Raw genomic sequence first — 13,676 nt, 5'->3', positions numbered from 1 at the left:
ATATTTAAAAACAAGAAATCATGAAAAGCACTACTTTTTTAACAATTTGTAGTCTGCTCATTTCAATTCTCTCATTCGGGCAGACCAGTACAGAACAATTTGAAACGGAATCACACGGAAGTACAAGCTTCACCGATAATGGAGTGATTTTCAACATCATTTCACATGTCAGTGTTTTTGACATTCAGGGGAATTACCCGGGAACAGGCTGGAATGGAACAGCGAATGACAACAGATACATTGATAATTCCAACGACGCACAGTTTCCACCCTCATTCAGTATTAAAACAACTTCAAATTTATTTAAGGTAAACAGATTCTGGATGTATCTTTCTGCCTTGAATCTGGACCTCAATGTAGCAGGAACTCTTACTGTCACCGGAAAGCTAAGTGGCATAACTAAATTTACCCAAACAAAAACCACAGGATTTGCAACAAGCTTAGGGACAACAAACGGATATACCCTCATTGATCTTACGAACTTAAACGGTCAAAATTACTCAAATATTGTGATTGACGAATTGCAGATCACTGCAAACGGGGCATTCCGGTATGTAGGTTTAGATGCCTTTAGCTGGGTAAAAGATAGTAATATCGTATTAAGTACTTCAGAAACTAAAAACATTCAAAAAAGTCTGATTGTTTACCCTAATCCAACCAACGGTCCTCTTTCTATTACGACAGAAAAAGCCAGCGAGGCTAAAATCTACAATGCAGAGGGCAAAGTATTGAAAACAGTACAAATTCAGAAAGGTAATAATGAAGTCAATATTTCAGAATTACCCGCAGGAATTTACTACATCAAAACCTCTGCAGAAACTACGAAAGTTATTAAGAACTAAGTTTACAGCTCATATTCATAACGTTCCCGATAAGATTCTAATGCACGAATGATAATCCCCTGATTCCTTCAGGGGGTTTATTTTTTTAGTGCTACAATGTATTTATCGATGTACAGTTGCTTCTCCTTTGATTTGTACTGTTGTATATAGCGAGGGTGTTCCAGAATTGTCATTTTATCGAATAATTCAGCTTCTTTATTCAGTCTTGAAATAAATTCCGCATTCTTTTTTCCCAGGACAAAAACTTCTGAAGTATCAAGATTCAGGCTTATATGCTTCTTTAATGAATCAATCATAAAATCTTTTACAGCTTCAAACAGAGCTTTGTCATCATAATAGTTGGCGTTAAGCCATCCGTTTTTTGTTTTTCTGACAATGGCCAATGGAAAAGGAGAGTTAATATAAATGTCTTTATAAAACAGATCAGGCCCGCCATATTCTGCGATCATATCATATACAAAAACGGAAGAAACTTCATGAGTATGCGCAGAATGCATTGGTATGCCGCAAACACTTTCCAGACGTTTGGTATCAGTGAAAGGGACTCCCGTAACTCCTGCTCCGTGGCGGCTGGGATTAATTCCCACTATAAATTTTCTTTTATTGGTATCATTATAATATTTATGATAAAACTTTTGCATTACCTCCATCGTTTCGGGATTATTCAAATAAGGATTGAGCACTTCAAACCCTTCAGGCAGTTCCCCTGAATAGATAAGATTTCTATTGAAATCAATGACTTTATCTGCAAAGTTTTTATTCATGGTAATTATATTTTATCTTAGTCCTCAAAATCATCATCAGTAGTTAAGCCTTTAATAAATGTTTCAAAGTCTTTGGCAAGAAAAGTTTTTTTATAATCATATTCCTGATCAACATGAACTACTTCCGGTTCTCCATATTTCCCGCATTTAGAATAATCCAGCAAGATCATATCGTGTCCTGCAGACGGACAATCACAAATATAAATTCCATCATCCGGATATCCCCACTTTTCAATCATAAACCGGCTCCCGAGTTCCCCACAAATAGAATACGTTTTTTGCCTTCCAATGCCCATAATTCCGGTAATAGCTACATGGTCATGAGCCCATGAAGTTCCCTCTCCGGTCGGGAAACAATCTTTTTCTACCAATCCTCCATTTTGAATCCTCATCAATTCAATATAAGAAGCAGGAAGTTTATAGCCTAACTCTTCCTCTACCGAGGTGATTATTTCATCATCTGGAAATTCTTCGATATAATCTCTTTGAGAATAAGTACTTTCATACCAAAAATCTGTAAAATCGAAGTCTTTGAAAAATTGTAATTCCATAATACTTTGTTTCATTAAAGAAGGGAGGTTTGGGGCTCAATACCCATGTTAAGGTTTTGGACCTTGACATGGGTATTGAGAATTTTAAAGATAGTTTTTTTGGAAGAAAAAAAAGAATTCGTTCATCATATTTACAGCTTTATTTAGTAATTTATCCTTTCCTTAAGTTTCCAAACCATGTCAAGGTTTAAAACCTTGACATGGTTATGGTTAATCAGAAAGTCCCTTTCAGTAAAGCTAAAAGGGACTATAAATTTATATTTTATTTTGGATTAAATCAACCCAAACTGTTCAAAGTGATGGGTGAAGTGTTTCTTATGCATCAGTTCCCACATTTCTTTATTCAGTTTTCCAAACACAAAGTTCATGTGTTCAGCTTCTGGATTTTCTTTGTAATAGATTACAAATCTTTTCAGGTTATCCAGGAATGATTGCTTTGCTGCTTCCAGGTTTTTATGGGCGGGCTCAGGAAGAGATCCATCCTGTGGCAAGAATGGAGCGGTAAAATCTTTTGGCATTTTTCTGTGGTTATATAAAGAGTCCTGCCATTTTTCAAGATGTTCTTCAGGAGTGAAACATTTTTCTGCTTCAGGTTCTCCCAAACTTACCAATAATGCCTGGTCAAGATGTTCAATCATTTGTTGTGGAGACATTTTTCCCCATAATGCAGGAGTGTTTTCTGTTAATCCATTCAATATTTTCTGAACATTTTTCACATTCAGATCAATAAAAGGAGATTGCTTGGCCACTAATGTTAAAATGGTAGCCACACAAACGATCTCATCTCTTTGATTAACAACTTCAACCAACCATTTTACAACTCCTGATGGAATGTTCCTTCCTTTTACCCCTCTGTTGATTTTTTCTTTTGCTGTTAAATAAACCGTGATTGTATCTCCTGCATATACAGGTTTGAAGAAACTACATTCTTCCAACCCATAATTGGCAATAACAGGTCCTTTTTTACCGGAAACAAATAATCCGGCGGCGGCAGAAAGAATGAAATATCCATGAGCTACTGTTTTATCAAAAATAGTTCCTGTTAAACTTGTAGCATCAGTATGAGCATAGAAATGGTCCCATGAAACGTTGGAAAAATTGACAATATCAGCTTCGGTAACAGTTCTTCCTGCTGTTTCCAAAGAATCTCCTATTTCCACTTCTTCAAAATACTTCCGGAAAGGATGTTTGTCTGAGAATTTTTTCTCTGCACCAGGCTGGTAGATCTTAGTGATTGCTTTCAGTACATCCGGAGATCCCTGGATAGCTGTTTTTTGTAAGAAGAAGTGAAGTCCGTTCAGTCCTCCCATTTCTTCACCTCCTCCAGCTCTGCCGGGACCACCATGCATTAAGGTAGGAAGCGGAGAACCATGCCCCGTACTTTCTTTGGCACTATCTCTGTTCAGCACAAAAATTCTTCCGTGCTGGGATGCCATTTTCCATGATGTTTCTGCGATAAAGTTTTCGTCATGAGAAATAATAGATCCTACCAGGCTTCCTTTTCCTCTTTTTGCCAGGGCAGCAGCTTCTTCCGCATCTTTATACGGCATCAGGGTGGAAACCGGTCCGAAAGCTTCTACATCATGAGAGATATTTTTTTCAAAAGGCTTGTCATTCAGGAATAACTTCGGACTCATAAATGCGCCTTTTTCATAATCTGCATCTACCAGTTCGTGTTTTCCGTCATATACAAGCTCTGTTTCAGCTTTTAAAATGTTTACTTTTCTTACCACTTCTTCATATTGTTGTCTTCCGACCAAAGACCCCATTCTGGTTTCCCTGTTTAACGGATTTCCGATCTTAGTCTGATCTAACGCTTTGGACAAAGCGTTTTGAACATCACCAACCAGATGCTCAGGGACGATGATCCTTCTGATAGCTGTACACTTTTGTCCCGCTTTAGTGGTCATTTCATTACGGACTTCTTTGATAAACAAATCAAATTCCGGTGTTCCCGGTTTGGCATCCAGTCCCAGGATTGAGCAGTTTAAAGAGTCTGCTTCCATATTGAAACGAACTGCATTTCCGGCAATGGATGGAAGGGATTTTAATTTTCTTCCGGTGGCTGCCGAACCTGTAAACAACACAGAATCTCCATCCTGAACATATTCCAGAATATTTCCCGGCTCACCACACACCAGCTGAATGGCTCCTTCAGGTAAAATTCCGCTTTCTATCATATCCTGGAAAACGGCATTGGTGAGATAAGACCCGAATGGAGAAGGTTTTACAATGGCTGGTACCCCTGCCAACAATGATGTGGATAGTTTCTCCAGCATTCCCCAAACCGGAAAGTTGTAGGCATTAATCTGTATGGAAACACCTTCACTTGGTGTTAAAATATGGGTTCCCAAAAAAGTTCCGTTGGCAGAAATTTTCTGCGTATCACCATCTACCCAAAACGGAGTATTGGGCAACATTCTTTTTGCCAGCCCAGAATAGGTAAAGAAGGTTCCGAAACCTCCTTCAATGTCTACCCAGGAATCTACATGGGTAGCCCCTGTTTTATATGACAATTCATAATATTTTTTCTTCCTTTCCAACAGGTAAAGTGCTACTTTTTTCAGCATTTCCCCACGGTCATAGAAAGTCATGGACGAGAGGTTTTTATAGCCTACCGTTCTTCCGTAGTCAAGAGCCTGTTCAAAATTAAGTCCTTCTGTATCCGAAACGGCTACCTGCTCTCCTGTAACAGCATTGTACAAAGGGATTCCGTTTCCGGTACCTTCTACCCATTGTCCGTAGATATAGTTTTTTAGTTTTTCCATAAAATATTTAATTTAACAATGTATCAATCTAACAGTTTACCAATACTGAGATTCTTCGCTTTACTCCAGTTGACGGATAATTGTTACACTTTACATTGGTATATTGTTACACTTATTAATTATTTCGGTTCCTGATAGGGAAACATTTTCATCAGTCCCTCATACAAACTTCTGTGAAGAATGGTTGCATGATTATCTGTTTCCATCATTTTATATTCTATCGTCCAGTTTTTCTTTCCTGTTTTTATCAAAACATCATATAAAGCTTCCGCATCTTTGATCATTACCGGAGGTTCTCCTTTTCCAACAGAAACATAAACGAATTTTTTAGTATCCTGAGATTTGGACAGCAATTGCCCGGCCTGTTTCAGCAAGCTCTCATTATCCCACCATAAGCTTGGACTGATAATAAAATAATTATTGAACATTTCCGGTTTCTTCAAAAGAATCTCTGTTGCCAAAAGTCCTCCCAAAGACTGACCGAAAAGGTATTCATCTCCGGTTTTAAACTGGCTTGCAATATAAGGTTTTAACTCTTTTTCAAGGAAAGTAATAAATTTATCAGAATGTCCTGTTGTAGGATAATTTTTCTGTAAATCTTTTAAATCCGTATGAAAAGTAAAATCCCTTTTTCTGTCTACATTGGCAATGCCCACAACAATGGTTTCCGGCATGGAATACATTAGATTAAAGAACTGTACCAATCCTGTGATGTGAATAAAATCTTCATTCATACTTCCATCCAATAAATAGATCACCGGGTATGATTTTGTTTTATCAAATCCTTGAGGGAGATAAATATTTAATGTTCTTTCTTCATTTAAAGTTTTGGATCTGATAGTTCTTATTTCTCCGATGTTCAAAGACTTTACATTTCCGATCTGGGCAAAAACCATAGATTGAAATGCAAAGAGAATACTGCAGAAAATAATTAGTTTTTTAATCATACTTTTCTTAATTAATCGTCTTTTCAAAACCTCATAGGTTTTGGAAACCTATGAGGTTTGAATTGAACTCTATTCTATTGTTAGAAAATCATATTCAACATTTGATTTATGATATTCCACAAAATCGTTTATTGTATCAAAATAGGTCATCATTTGTTTTCTTTCAATTTTACTTTCTTTAGCCAAATTAATATAAGAATGATAAGATGAATATTTCCAGTCATTAATATCTTTAACAAATCCATGATTTACAGGATTATTGTGGATATAATGAAATAATTTAATCAAATACTTTTCATCGTCCACTCTTTTACGCTTTAAATAATCCAAAAAAAGAGAACCTTTTCTATTGTATTTCTTATTATATGCTTTTGCATAACCATTTAATAAATTACTAAATTGTTTCATTAAATATTTATGCTCATCCTCCGCCAATGTTTGGTTTGACTCTTTAAACCTTATTAACAGATGAAAATGATTCGGCATTAAACAATACGCATATATTTCAGCTACTGGAATGATGTATTTTAAAAGCTTACTTAAAAAATATTTATAATTTTCATTTTCCCGAAAAATTAAATCTTTTCCATTTGCATGAGTATAAATATGATATATATAGCCATATTCAAAGCTTTCTGTATTTGACATTTATTTTCTTCATTTGTGTGTTTTAATATTCAAACCTCATAGGTTTTAAAAACCTATGGGGTTTAGATGGAGATCTTTATTTCACATCATCCCAGATACTGTAATCAACAATTTTTGTAGGAATCTGCTGAATATATTCGGTAAATGGCTCACAAGGTAAAATGGCTTCTTTTCCTTCCCTTGCCAGTTCCTGATACAATTTTGTTCCTTCGGTTTTCCAATGAATCATTTCATCAGAAACATCACGGATAATTTTTGCAGGGCTTCCAACAATCAGTTTTCTGGGATCACATCTAAAGTTGGCAGGCACAAAAGCTAAAGCTCCGACAATACTTTCGTCACCAATATAGGCTTTATCCATTACCACTGCATTCATTCCGATTAAGCAGTTTTTTCCAATATGTCCGGAATGGATAATCGCTCCGTGCCCGATATGAGCTGATTCTTCTAAAATCGTTTCTATATTGGGAAAAACATGGAGGGTACAATTTTCCTGAACGTTGGCTCCGTCTTTAATGATGATTTTCCCCCAATCCCCACGGATTACCGCGTTGGGGCCGATATATACTTCTTCACCAATTTCCACATTCCCGATAATCACCGCCTGCGGATGAATATAGGCAGAAGATTTGATAATGGGGCGAATTCCGTGGTATGAGTAGATGTTCATATTTTTTAATTTGAAAATCTGAGAATGGAATAATTTGAAAATGAATAATGCCGTTAAACATTTTCAGATTCTCAAATTACCTCATTTTCAAATTGATTATACTTTTTCAATGACCATTGCATATCCTTGTCCGACACCGATACACAGGGTACACAATGCATATTTTTTATCCTGTTTCTGAAGCTCCATCGCTGCAGAACCAATGATTCTTGCTCCGGAAACTCCCAGTGGGTGACCAATAGCAATGGCACCACCATTTGGATTTATTCTTGCATCATCGTCTTTTAAACCTAAGCTTCTTGTTACAGCCAAAGCTTGCGCAGCAAATGCTTCGTTTAATTCAATAATATCCATATCATCAAGAGAAAGGTTTAACCTTTTTAAAAGCTTTTGAGTGGCTTCTACCGGACCAATTCCCATAATCCTCGGCTCTACTCCTGCTACGGAAGAACCTAAAATTCTGGCTTTTGGTTTTAAACCATATTTCTTCACTGCTTCTTCACTTGCTAAAATCAAAGCAGCAGCCCCGTCATTCATTCCTGAAGCGTTCCCTGCAGTGACCGTACCTTCTTTTCTGAAAGCCGGACGAAGTTTTGATAAACCTTCCATAGATGAAGTTGGCTTGATAAATTCATCCTTTTCGAAAATAATAGGATCTCCTTTTCTTTGAGGAATTTTAACTTTTACAATTTCTTCCGCCAGCCTTCCGCTTTCCTGAGCCCTGGTAGCTTTCTGCTGAGACCAAAGGGCAAACTTATCCTGATCTTCCCTGTTGATCTGATGAATATCTGCTAAGTTTTCTGCGGTTTCACCCATTCCGTCAACACCATACATTTCTTTCATTTTTGGGTTAATAAAACGCCATCCGAAAGTGGTATCATACATCTGGCTGTCTCTTCCAAAAGCAACACTTGGTTTAGACATTACGTATGGAGACCGCGTCATATGTTCTACTCCTCCGGCAATATAAATTTCACCTTCTCCGGCAGCAATGGAGCGGAATGCGTTTGCTACTGCAGACATTCCTGATGCACAAAGCCTGTTTACCGTCTCGCCCCCTATTTTATAAGGGAGTCCTGCCAATAAAAGCCCCATTCTTGCTACGTTCCTGTTATCTTCACCAGCCTGATTAGCACAGCCAAAGATCACATCTTCAATTTCCTCAACAGGGATTTCAGGGTTTCTTGCTACCACTTCTTTGATAACAATAGCCGCCAAATCATCTGCCCTTACTTCTGATAATCCTCCCTGTAGTTTTGAAATGGGAGTTCTGACATAGTCTATGATGTATACGTTGTTCATAATTATTTTAGTGTAACAATTTAGCAATGTAACAGTGTAACAATACTAGATTATTTGTTTATATTTCGTAGTTCTAAAGCTTGTTTTAAAGTATAAGGCACGTACTTGAAGTCCTTTCCGAACATCCTTTTGGCACTTTCTTCAATAGTAGAATCGAAGCCTGCTTCTTTTCTTCTCTTATTAACATTTTTGGGATCTTTTACGGGCCATACAAAATTGACAAAAACTTGCTTTCCGTCCTGATCTTTTGTTATTTCACCTTTTCCCTGTGTTCCATAAATCTGTTCTTTATCTTTCTGCATCAGATATCGGTCTTCCATCATGGCAACCCATGTAAAAGGAATTTCTTTCTTTTTTCCAGCTTCCTTAATGAGAGGCAGATATTTTCCGATTTTCGTTGAATGCTGGATTACATACCAGGCAGCCTTATTCGTAGGTTCCCCTACAAGCGTTTTTCCGGGATAGCCATATTGGGCAATAATACTTTCAATTCTCTGCATGTTTAGACTATCATGTTCTGCAACCAATTGCCAACTTTTCTTTTTAAACTCCTCCTTATCAATATTGAGATCCTTCAACAGCTGTTCTTTTTTCTCCGGGGTTATTTCGGAGTCAAAAAGCATTCTGTATCCCTGGTCCACCTTCATGATGTCATCAAGATCTTTCTTCAATACTTCGTTTACTTTCTGCTGGGCATTTATCAGAAGGGTTGAAATCCCGAAAAGCAGTGCAACTATTTTTCTCATTCTTTTAGTCTGGCGCTTGGTTCTGGTTTTATAATTCGGTTACTTTTTTCCCGATTTTGTAAACTGTTCCGACAAATTTTGCAACCAGTTCATTATTTTGATTGGTTATTTTAATATCGTAAACTGCTGTTTTTCTCGTATCGTTCTCCAAAACACTTTCGGCTCTGAAAATATCTCCTTCTTTTCCTGCTTTGGTAAAATTGATGATACAGTTTAACGCCACTGCAGCATCTCCCGTATTATTGGATGAAAATGCCAATGCAGAATCTGCAAAAGCAAATGTAACACCGCCATGAACGGTTTTAAGCCCGTTCAGCATTTCTTTTTTAATAGGCATTTCTATTAAACAATAGTTTTCTTTTACCTCAATCATTTTAATATTCATCCATTGGGAAAAATAATCCTGATTGAACATATAATCTGCTATTTGTCTCGGATTCATTTCTGTTATATGTTTGTTATTTCTTCATACAGCTCATCAGATAACTTGTCATAAATGCTCATTGTTTTACCAAGGATTATCTGTTCATATGAAAATTTTTTATCTGAATTTTCAGTGCTGTTATCAAAAGGAGCATATAAATCAATCCCACTTTCATCTGCTAATCTTTTGATCAGCTTTCTATTTCTCATTAAACTGTCCTAACAGCTCAAGCCTTTCCTGACTTCTCATGGTGACAGCTTCCCGGATTAAATACTCTTTCTCAATTAAAAGTCTTACTTCTAATTCAGCTCTGAATTCATCTATATTCATTTTAATGTAACAATTTACCAGTTTACCAGTTTACCAATAAATGCTCTCGTAAACCCAGCATTGTTATATTGGTAAACCGATACATTGGTACATTTTATTATAATTTACGAAGCAAAGGACTTTGTCTGTATCTTTCTTCCTGATATTCTTCATAAAGGTTTTGGAGGGTCCCGGAGATTTTTGCATACCCGATTTCTTTTCCCCAGCTTAATAAGCCTTTCGGATAGTTGACTCCTTTCTGCATCGCAAGTTCGATGTCTTCATCATTGGCAACTCCTAGTCTTTTGGCTTCAACGGCTTCGTTGATCAGCATTGATATAATTCTTAAAAAGATCTGCTCATATAATGCATCATCTTTCTGAGCAACCGGTTTTTCCGCTCCTTCACTGTAGTCGTAGAAACCTTTCCCTGTTTTTCTGCCATGAAGTTTTGCTTCAGACATTCTTTGTTGCAATAAGGAAGGTTTATATTTTGGGTCATAGAAGTAATCTTTATATACCGTAGTTGTTACGGCAAAATTGACATCTACCCCTATTAAATCCATTAATTCAAAAGGCCCCATTTTAAAGTTTCCTAATGTTTTCATCGCCTCATCCACCTGTTGGGGTGTTGCAATATTTTCTTCCACAATTCTTAATGCTTCACCATAGTAGGGACGGGCAATTCTATTGACGATGAATCCTGGAATATCTTTAGCAATGACAGGCATTTTCCCCCATTCTTTCATGAGGTTATACATTTTTTCTGCTAAAGTTTTTTCTGTTAATAAGGATGGAATAATTTCCACTAAAGGCATCAATGGAGCCGGGTTAAAGAAATGAATTCCGATGAAACGCTCCGGATTCTTTAATTCTGCTCCGAGGGAGGTGATAGAAATGGATGAAGTATTGGAACCGATAATACAGTCTTCAGAAACATAAGTTTCAAGTTCTGTAAAAACTTTGGTTTTAATATCTTTATTTTCAATAATTGCTTCAATGACTAAATCAGAGCCTTTTAAATCCTGCAATACTTCACCTTTAGCAATATTACTTCTGATTTCTGTTGCTTTTTCCTGGGATATTTTCCCTTTTTCAGCTAATTTTTGAAGGGTTTTCTCCAAGCCTGAAAGAGCTTTATCTATTTGCGGAGCATTAGCGTCGAATAAAACGACCTTACATCCTGCTGTTGCAGCCACCTGGGCAATTCCTACGCCCATAGTTCCTGCCCCAATAATTCCAATATTCATAGTTAAAAAAGTAATGTAACAATGTATCAGTTTACCAATGTAACAATTTTATCAAAAATTGAATGTTGCCGGAGCATATTTATGGTAAATTGTTACATTGCTAAATTGTTATATTAATTTTATTTTCCTTTATAATTAGGTTTTCTTTTCTGTAAAAAGGCGTTTACGCCTTCTATGAAGTCTTCTGTTTCTGCAGCTTCCTGTTGAAGATCGCCTTCTAATTCCAACTGTTCCTTAAGGGTATTGGTATAAGAATTTGCAAAAGCTTTTTTCGTTAATTTAATAGCAGCTGTCGGCATATTAGCCATTTTTTCAAGAATCTCCATTGATTTCGGGCCGAATTCTTCTTCATTGAAAACTTCCGCCACAAGACCGTAGGATTTAGATTCTTCTGCTGATAATTTTTTTCCTGTAAATGCTAAATAGTTGGCCAATTGCCTTCCCAAAAGTTTCGGTAAAAAATAAGTACCTCCTGTATCAGGAATCAGTCCGATATTTGAAAATGCCTGGGAAAAGTATGCTTTATTATTTGCCAATACAAAGTCACAAATCAAGGCTAACATTGCACCTGCTCCTACTGCAGGACCATTCACTAAAGCAACAACCGGTTTTTTACAACGGGTAATTTCTGTTACCAATGGATTGTAATAATCTACTACAATTTTCCTGATAATATCATGATCATGGTGTTCTTTTCCTACCACGAATGCTTCATCCAGGTTCTGCCCTGAACAGAAGGCCCTTCCTCTTCCGGAGATAGCAACGCACCTTACCGTTTCATCATCACTGCATTCTTTGATAAAATCTTTCAAATCCGACAGGGCCGGTTTTGTAAGGGCATTCATCGTTTCCGGTTGATTAAGATATGCGATTTTAAGCTTCCCGTCAAAATGCGATTCAATATCCAGTTGGGTATACATAGTTTTTATATTTTATATTTAACAATGCACTAATTTAACAATATAAATCAATGTAACCGCCTAACAATTTAACAATCTAACCATAACATCGTTATGTTTTGCATAGTCCGTAAACTTTATGAATAAACAGGCACTTGATTTATTGTTACCTTTATTTTAGTGACATTTAAAATAATCAAAAGGTTCCAGACAGTCCAAGCATTGATAAGAAGCCTTACACAGGGTAGACCCAAATCTGCTGATCTGTTTGGTGTGCTCAGAACCACAACGCGGACATTTTTTCGGTTTCCCGATATGGTGTTCATCGGCCCCTTTTTCAGGCGGCGTAATTCCGTAAGCCCTGAGTTTTTCTCTTGCTTCGTCTGTTAACCAGTCTGTTGTCCATATCGGAAACATTTTGGTCACTACTTTAGCCTCCCAGCCATTTTCCTTCATGATCTTCATGATATCTTCCTCAATGGTAAACATGGCAGGACAGGCGGAATAGGTAGGAGTAATTGTCACTTCGCAGGAGTTTTCACCTGTGATTTGCGCTCCTCTTACAATCCCCAACTCTACAATGTTAATCACCGGAATTTCCGGATCAGGAATTAATTTTAATATTTCTAAAGGATCTTTCAATCTTTATTTCTATTTTTTTAAACGCAAGGTGCGTTATGATTTTTTTGAAAGCTAAATGTTTCTAAGTTTACAAAAGTGCTTCACCTAACGAAGCTTACAAAACTGCTGATCAACATCTCAACTTTAAGGCTGTTATATTGATAACTTACATTGCTATGGACTACCAGGTACATCCAGGGTACGCTCTCTGCATATACTGAAGCTCACAAAGAATATATCCGAAATATTCTGTATGATATCCTGTTCTTGATTTTGGCTGCATGAACGGATTTTCAGGATATTCTAAACCGAAGTCTGCAAAATCTTTCTTTGTAATAGCAAGGAATTCTTCATAAAGAGCATCTGCATTTGGAGCAATATTCAAAGCTACCAGATTATCCTCACCTTCCGTTTTAGCAAAAAGTCCTTTCGTATATTCCCAGATGTTCTCAACAGCTTTTACCAAGCGTGACTTGCTTTCTTCTGTCCCCTGGGCAAAGATTTTCATCCATGACGCAGCATGGGTGTAGTGATACCTTACTTCCTTTAATGATTTTTGAGCAATAGCAGACAATTCTTCATTTGCAGAATTTGATAATGCTTCATACATCAGTTTCTGATACACAGAGAAAACATAAACCTTAAGAATCGTCTGAGCATAATCTTCATTAGGAAGCTCTGTCCAGTGTGCATTTACATATTCGTGTTCATATCTTAAGAAGGCAATATCATCTTCACTTTTACCATTATCAATAACTCTTGAAGCATACACATAAAAGTTATTCGCTTGTCCAAGCTCATCCAAAGCGATATTTGTTAATGCAATATCTTCCTCCAAATAAGGACCTTCACCACACCACGCAGACAAACGCTGTCCCATAATGAAACTGTCGTCTGCTAGTTTTAATAAATAATTATATAATGGGTTCATTGTTT

At 36.8% G+C, this 13,676-nt stretch carries 16 protein-coding genes; 1 reads left to right on the top strand and 15 read right to left on the bottom strand.

Annotated elements, in window-relative coordinates:
* Nucleotides 1–20 precede the first annotated feature (20 nt).
* On the top strand, nucleotides 21–842 hold the full coding sequence (locus OK18_RS10955; RefSeq protein WP_053328012.1) for a T9SS type A sorting domain-containing protein: 822 nt from the start codon (nucleotides 21–23) through the stop codon (nucleotides 840–842).
* Nucleotides 843–919: 77 nt separating this feature from the next.
* Here OK18_RS10955 and OK18_RS10950 read toward each other — a convergent pair whose 3' ends face one another.
* The 15 genes from OK18_RS10950 to paaC form a co-directional block, all read right to left on the bottom strand.
* A complete protein-coding gene (locus OK18_RS10950) occupies nucleotides 920–1,606 on the bottom strand; it encodes an SMUG2 DNA glycosylase family protein (RefSeq protein WP_050020722.1) in 687 nt (228 codons plus the stop codon).
* Nucleotides 1,607–1,623: 17 nt separating this feature from the next.
* Nucleotides 1,624–2,157: an SMI1/KNR4 family protein gene (locus OK18_RS10945; RefSeq protein ID WP_156173267.1), complete on the bottom strand. Its 534-nt coding sequence runs from the start codon at nucleotides 2,155–2,157 to the stop codon at nucleotides 1,624–1,626.
* Between the two features lie 272 nt (nucleotides 2,158–2,429).
* On the bottom strand, nucleotides 2,430–4,925 hold the full coding sequence (gene paaZ, locus OK18_RS10940; RefSeq protein ID WP_053328010.1) for a phenylacetic acid degradation bifunctional protein PaaZ: 2,496 nt from the start codon (nucleotides 4,923–4,925) through the stop codon (nucleotides 2,430–2,432).
* A 119-nt stretch (nucleotides 4,926–5,044) separates the two neighbouring features.
* On the bottom strand, nucleotides 5,045–5,872 hold the full coding sequence (locus OK18_RS10935; protein WP_053328009.1) for an alpha/beta hydrolase: 828 nt from the start codon (nucleotides 5,870–5,872) through the stop codon (nucleotides 5,045–5,047).
* 69 nt (nucleotides 5,873–5,941) lie between these two features.
* Nucleotides 5,942–6,520: a transposase gene (locus tag OK18_RS10930; RefSeq protein WP_053328008.1), complete on the bottom strand. Its 579-nt coding sequence runs from the start codon at nucleotides 6,518–6,520 to the stop codon at nucleotides 5,942–5,944.
* Nucleotides 6,521–6,596: 76 nt separating this feature from the next.
* Nucleotides 6,597–7,190: an acyltransferase gene (locus OK18_RS10925; RefSeq protein WP_050020717.1), complete on the bottom strand. Its 594-nt coding sequence runs from the start codon at nucleotides 7,188–7,190 to the stop codon at nucleotides 6,597–6,599.
* Between the two features lie 96 nt (nucleotides 7,191–7,286).
* Complete coding sequence (gene pcaF, locus OK18_RS10920; protein ID WP_053328007.1) at nucleotides 7,287–8,492, bottom strand: 3-oxoadipyl-CoA thiolase; 1,206 nt, start codon at nucleotides 8,490–8,492, stop codon at nucleotides 7,287–7,289.
* 50 nt (nucleotides 8,493–8,542) lie between these two features.
* A complete protein-coding gene (locus tag OK18_RS10915) occupies nucleotides 8,543–9,238 on the bottom strand; it encodes a DUF6624 domain-containing protein (protein WP_050020715.1) in 696 nt (231 codons plus the stop codon).
* A 28-nt stretch (nucleotides 9,239–9,266) separates the two neighbouring features.
* Nucleotides 9,267–9,680, bottom strand: a complete 414-nt coding sequence (locus OK18_RS10910; RefSeq protein ID WP_050020714.1) for a PaaI family thioesterase — start codon at nucleotides 9,678–9,680, stop codon at nucleotides 9,267–9,269.
* A gap of 5 nt (nucleotides 9,681–9,685) precedes the next feature.
* Entirely contained in the window at nucleotides 9,686–9,871 is a 186-nt protein-coding gene (locus OK18_RS10905; RefSeq protein ID WP_053328006.1) for a hypothetical protein, read from the bottom strand.
* The gene (locus OK18_RS21855) at nucleotides 9,861–9,992 is read right to left on the bottom strand and encodes a hypothetical protein (protein ID WP_262486596.1); all 132 of its coding nucleotides are present in this window, start codon (nucleotides 9,990–9,992) and stop codon (nucleotides 9,861–9,863) included. Before OK18_RS21855 ends, OK18_RS10905 begins: the two co-directional genes overlap by 11 nt.
* A 97-nt stretch (nucleotides 9,993–10,089) precedes the next feature.
* Complete coding sequence (locus OK18_RS10900; protein ID WP_053328005.1) at nucleotides 10,090–11,220, bottom strand: 3-hydroxyacyl-CoA dehydrogenase NAD-binding domain-containing protein; 1,131 nt, start codon at nucleotides 11,218–11,220, stop codon at nucleotides 10,090–10,092.
* 119 nt (nucleotides 11,221–11,339) lie between these two features.
* Nucleotides 11,340–12,140, bottom strand: a complete 801-nt coding sequence (locus OK18_RS10895; protein WP_050020712.1) for an enoyl-CoA hydratase/isomerase family protein — start codon at nucleotides 12,138–12,140, stop codon at nucleotides 11,340–11,342.
* 156 nt (nucleotides 12,141–12,296) lie between these two features.
* Nucleotides 12,297–12,761, bottom strand: a complete 465-nt coding sequence (gene paaD, locus OK18_RS10890) for a 1,2-phenylacetyl-CoA epoxidase subunit PaaD (protein ID WP_053328004.1) — start codon at nucleotides 12,759–12,761, stop codon at nucleotides 12,297–12,299.
* 160 nt (nucleotides 12,762–12,921) lie between these two features.
* Nucleotides 12,922–13,671: a 1,2-phenylacetyl-CoA epoxidase subunit PaaC gene (paaC, locus tag OK18_RS10885; protein WP_050020711.1), complete on the bottom strand. Its 750-nt coding sequence runs from the start codon at nucleotides 13,669–13,671 to the stop codon at nucleotides 12,922–12,924.
* Between the last annotated feature and the right edge of the window lie 5 nt (nucleotides 13,672–13,676).

The organism is Chryseobacterium gallinarum, assembly GCF_001021975.1.
GTDB lineage: Bacteria > Bacteroidota > Bacteroidia > Flavobacteriales > Weeksellaceae > Chryseobacterium > Chryseobacterium gallinarum.
This window is presented reverse-complemented; position numbering and strand designations above follow the sequence as displayed.

Coding starts and splice junctions, on each gene's coding strand:
- OK18_RS10900 (WP_053328005.1), bottom strand. CDS start 11,220: ATGAATATTGGAATTATTGGGGCAGGAACTATGGGCGTAGGAATTGCC.
- OK18_RS10895 (WP_050020712.1), bottom strand. CDS start 12,140: ATGTATACCCAACTGGATATTGAATCGCATTTTGACGGGAAGCTTAAA.
- OK18_RS10950 (WP_050020722.1), bottom strand. CDS start 1,606: ATGAATAAAAACTTTGCAGATAAAGTCATTGATTTCAATAGAAATCTT.
- OK18_RS10915 (WP_050020715.1), bottom strand. CDS start 9,238: ATGAGAAAAATAGTTGCACTGCTTTTCGGGATTTCAACCCTTCTGATA.
- paaC (WP_050020711.1), bottom strand. CDS start 13,671: ATGAACCCATTATATAATTATTTATTAAAACTAGCAGACGACAGTTTC.
- OK18_RS10905 (WP_053328006.1), bottom strand. CDS start 9,871: ATGAGAAATAGAAAGCTGATCAAAAGATTAGCAGATGAAAGTGGGATT.
- paaZ (WP_053328010.1), bottom strand. CDS start 4,925: ATGGAAAAACTAAAAAACTATATCTACGGACAATGGGTAGAAGGTACC.
- OK18_RS10945 (WP_156173267.1), bottom strand. CDS start 2,157: ATGGAATTACAATTTTTCAAAGACTTCGATTTTACAGATTTTTGGTAT.
- pcaF (WP_053328007.1), bottom strand. CDS start 8,492: ATGAACAACGTATACATCATAGACTATGTCAGAACTCCCATTTCAAAA.
- OK18_RS10925 (WP_050020717.1), bottom strand. CDS start 7,190: ATGAACATCTACTCATACCACGGAATTCGCCCCATTATCAAATCTTCT.
- OK18_RS10910 (WP_050020714.1), bottom strand. CDS start 9,680: ATGAATCCGAGACAAATAGCAGATTATATGTTCAATCAGGATTATTTT.
- OK18_RS10930 (WP_053328008.1), bottom strand. CDS start 6,520: ATGTCAAATACAGAAAGCTTTGAATATGGCTATATATATCATATTTAT.
- OK18_RS21855 (WP_262486596.1), bottom strand. CDS start 9,992: ATGAATATAGATGAATTCAGAGCTGAATTAGAAGTAAGACTTTTAATT.
- OK18_RS10955 (WP_053328012.1), top strand. CDS start 21: ATGAAAAGCACTACTTTTTTAACAATTTGTAGTCTGCTCATTTCAATT.
- OK18_RS10935 (WP_053328009.1), bottom strand. CDS start 5,872: ATGATTAAAAAACTAATTATTTTCTGCAGTATTCTCTTTGCATTTCAA.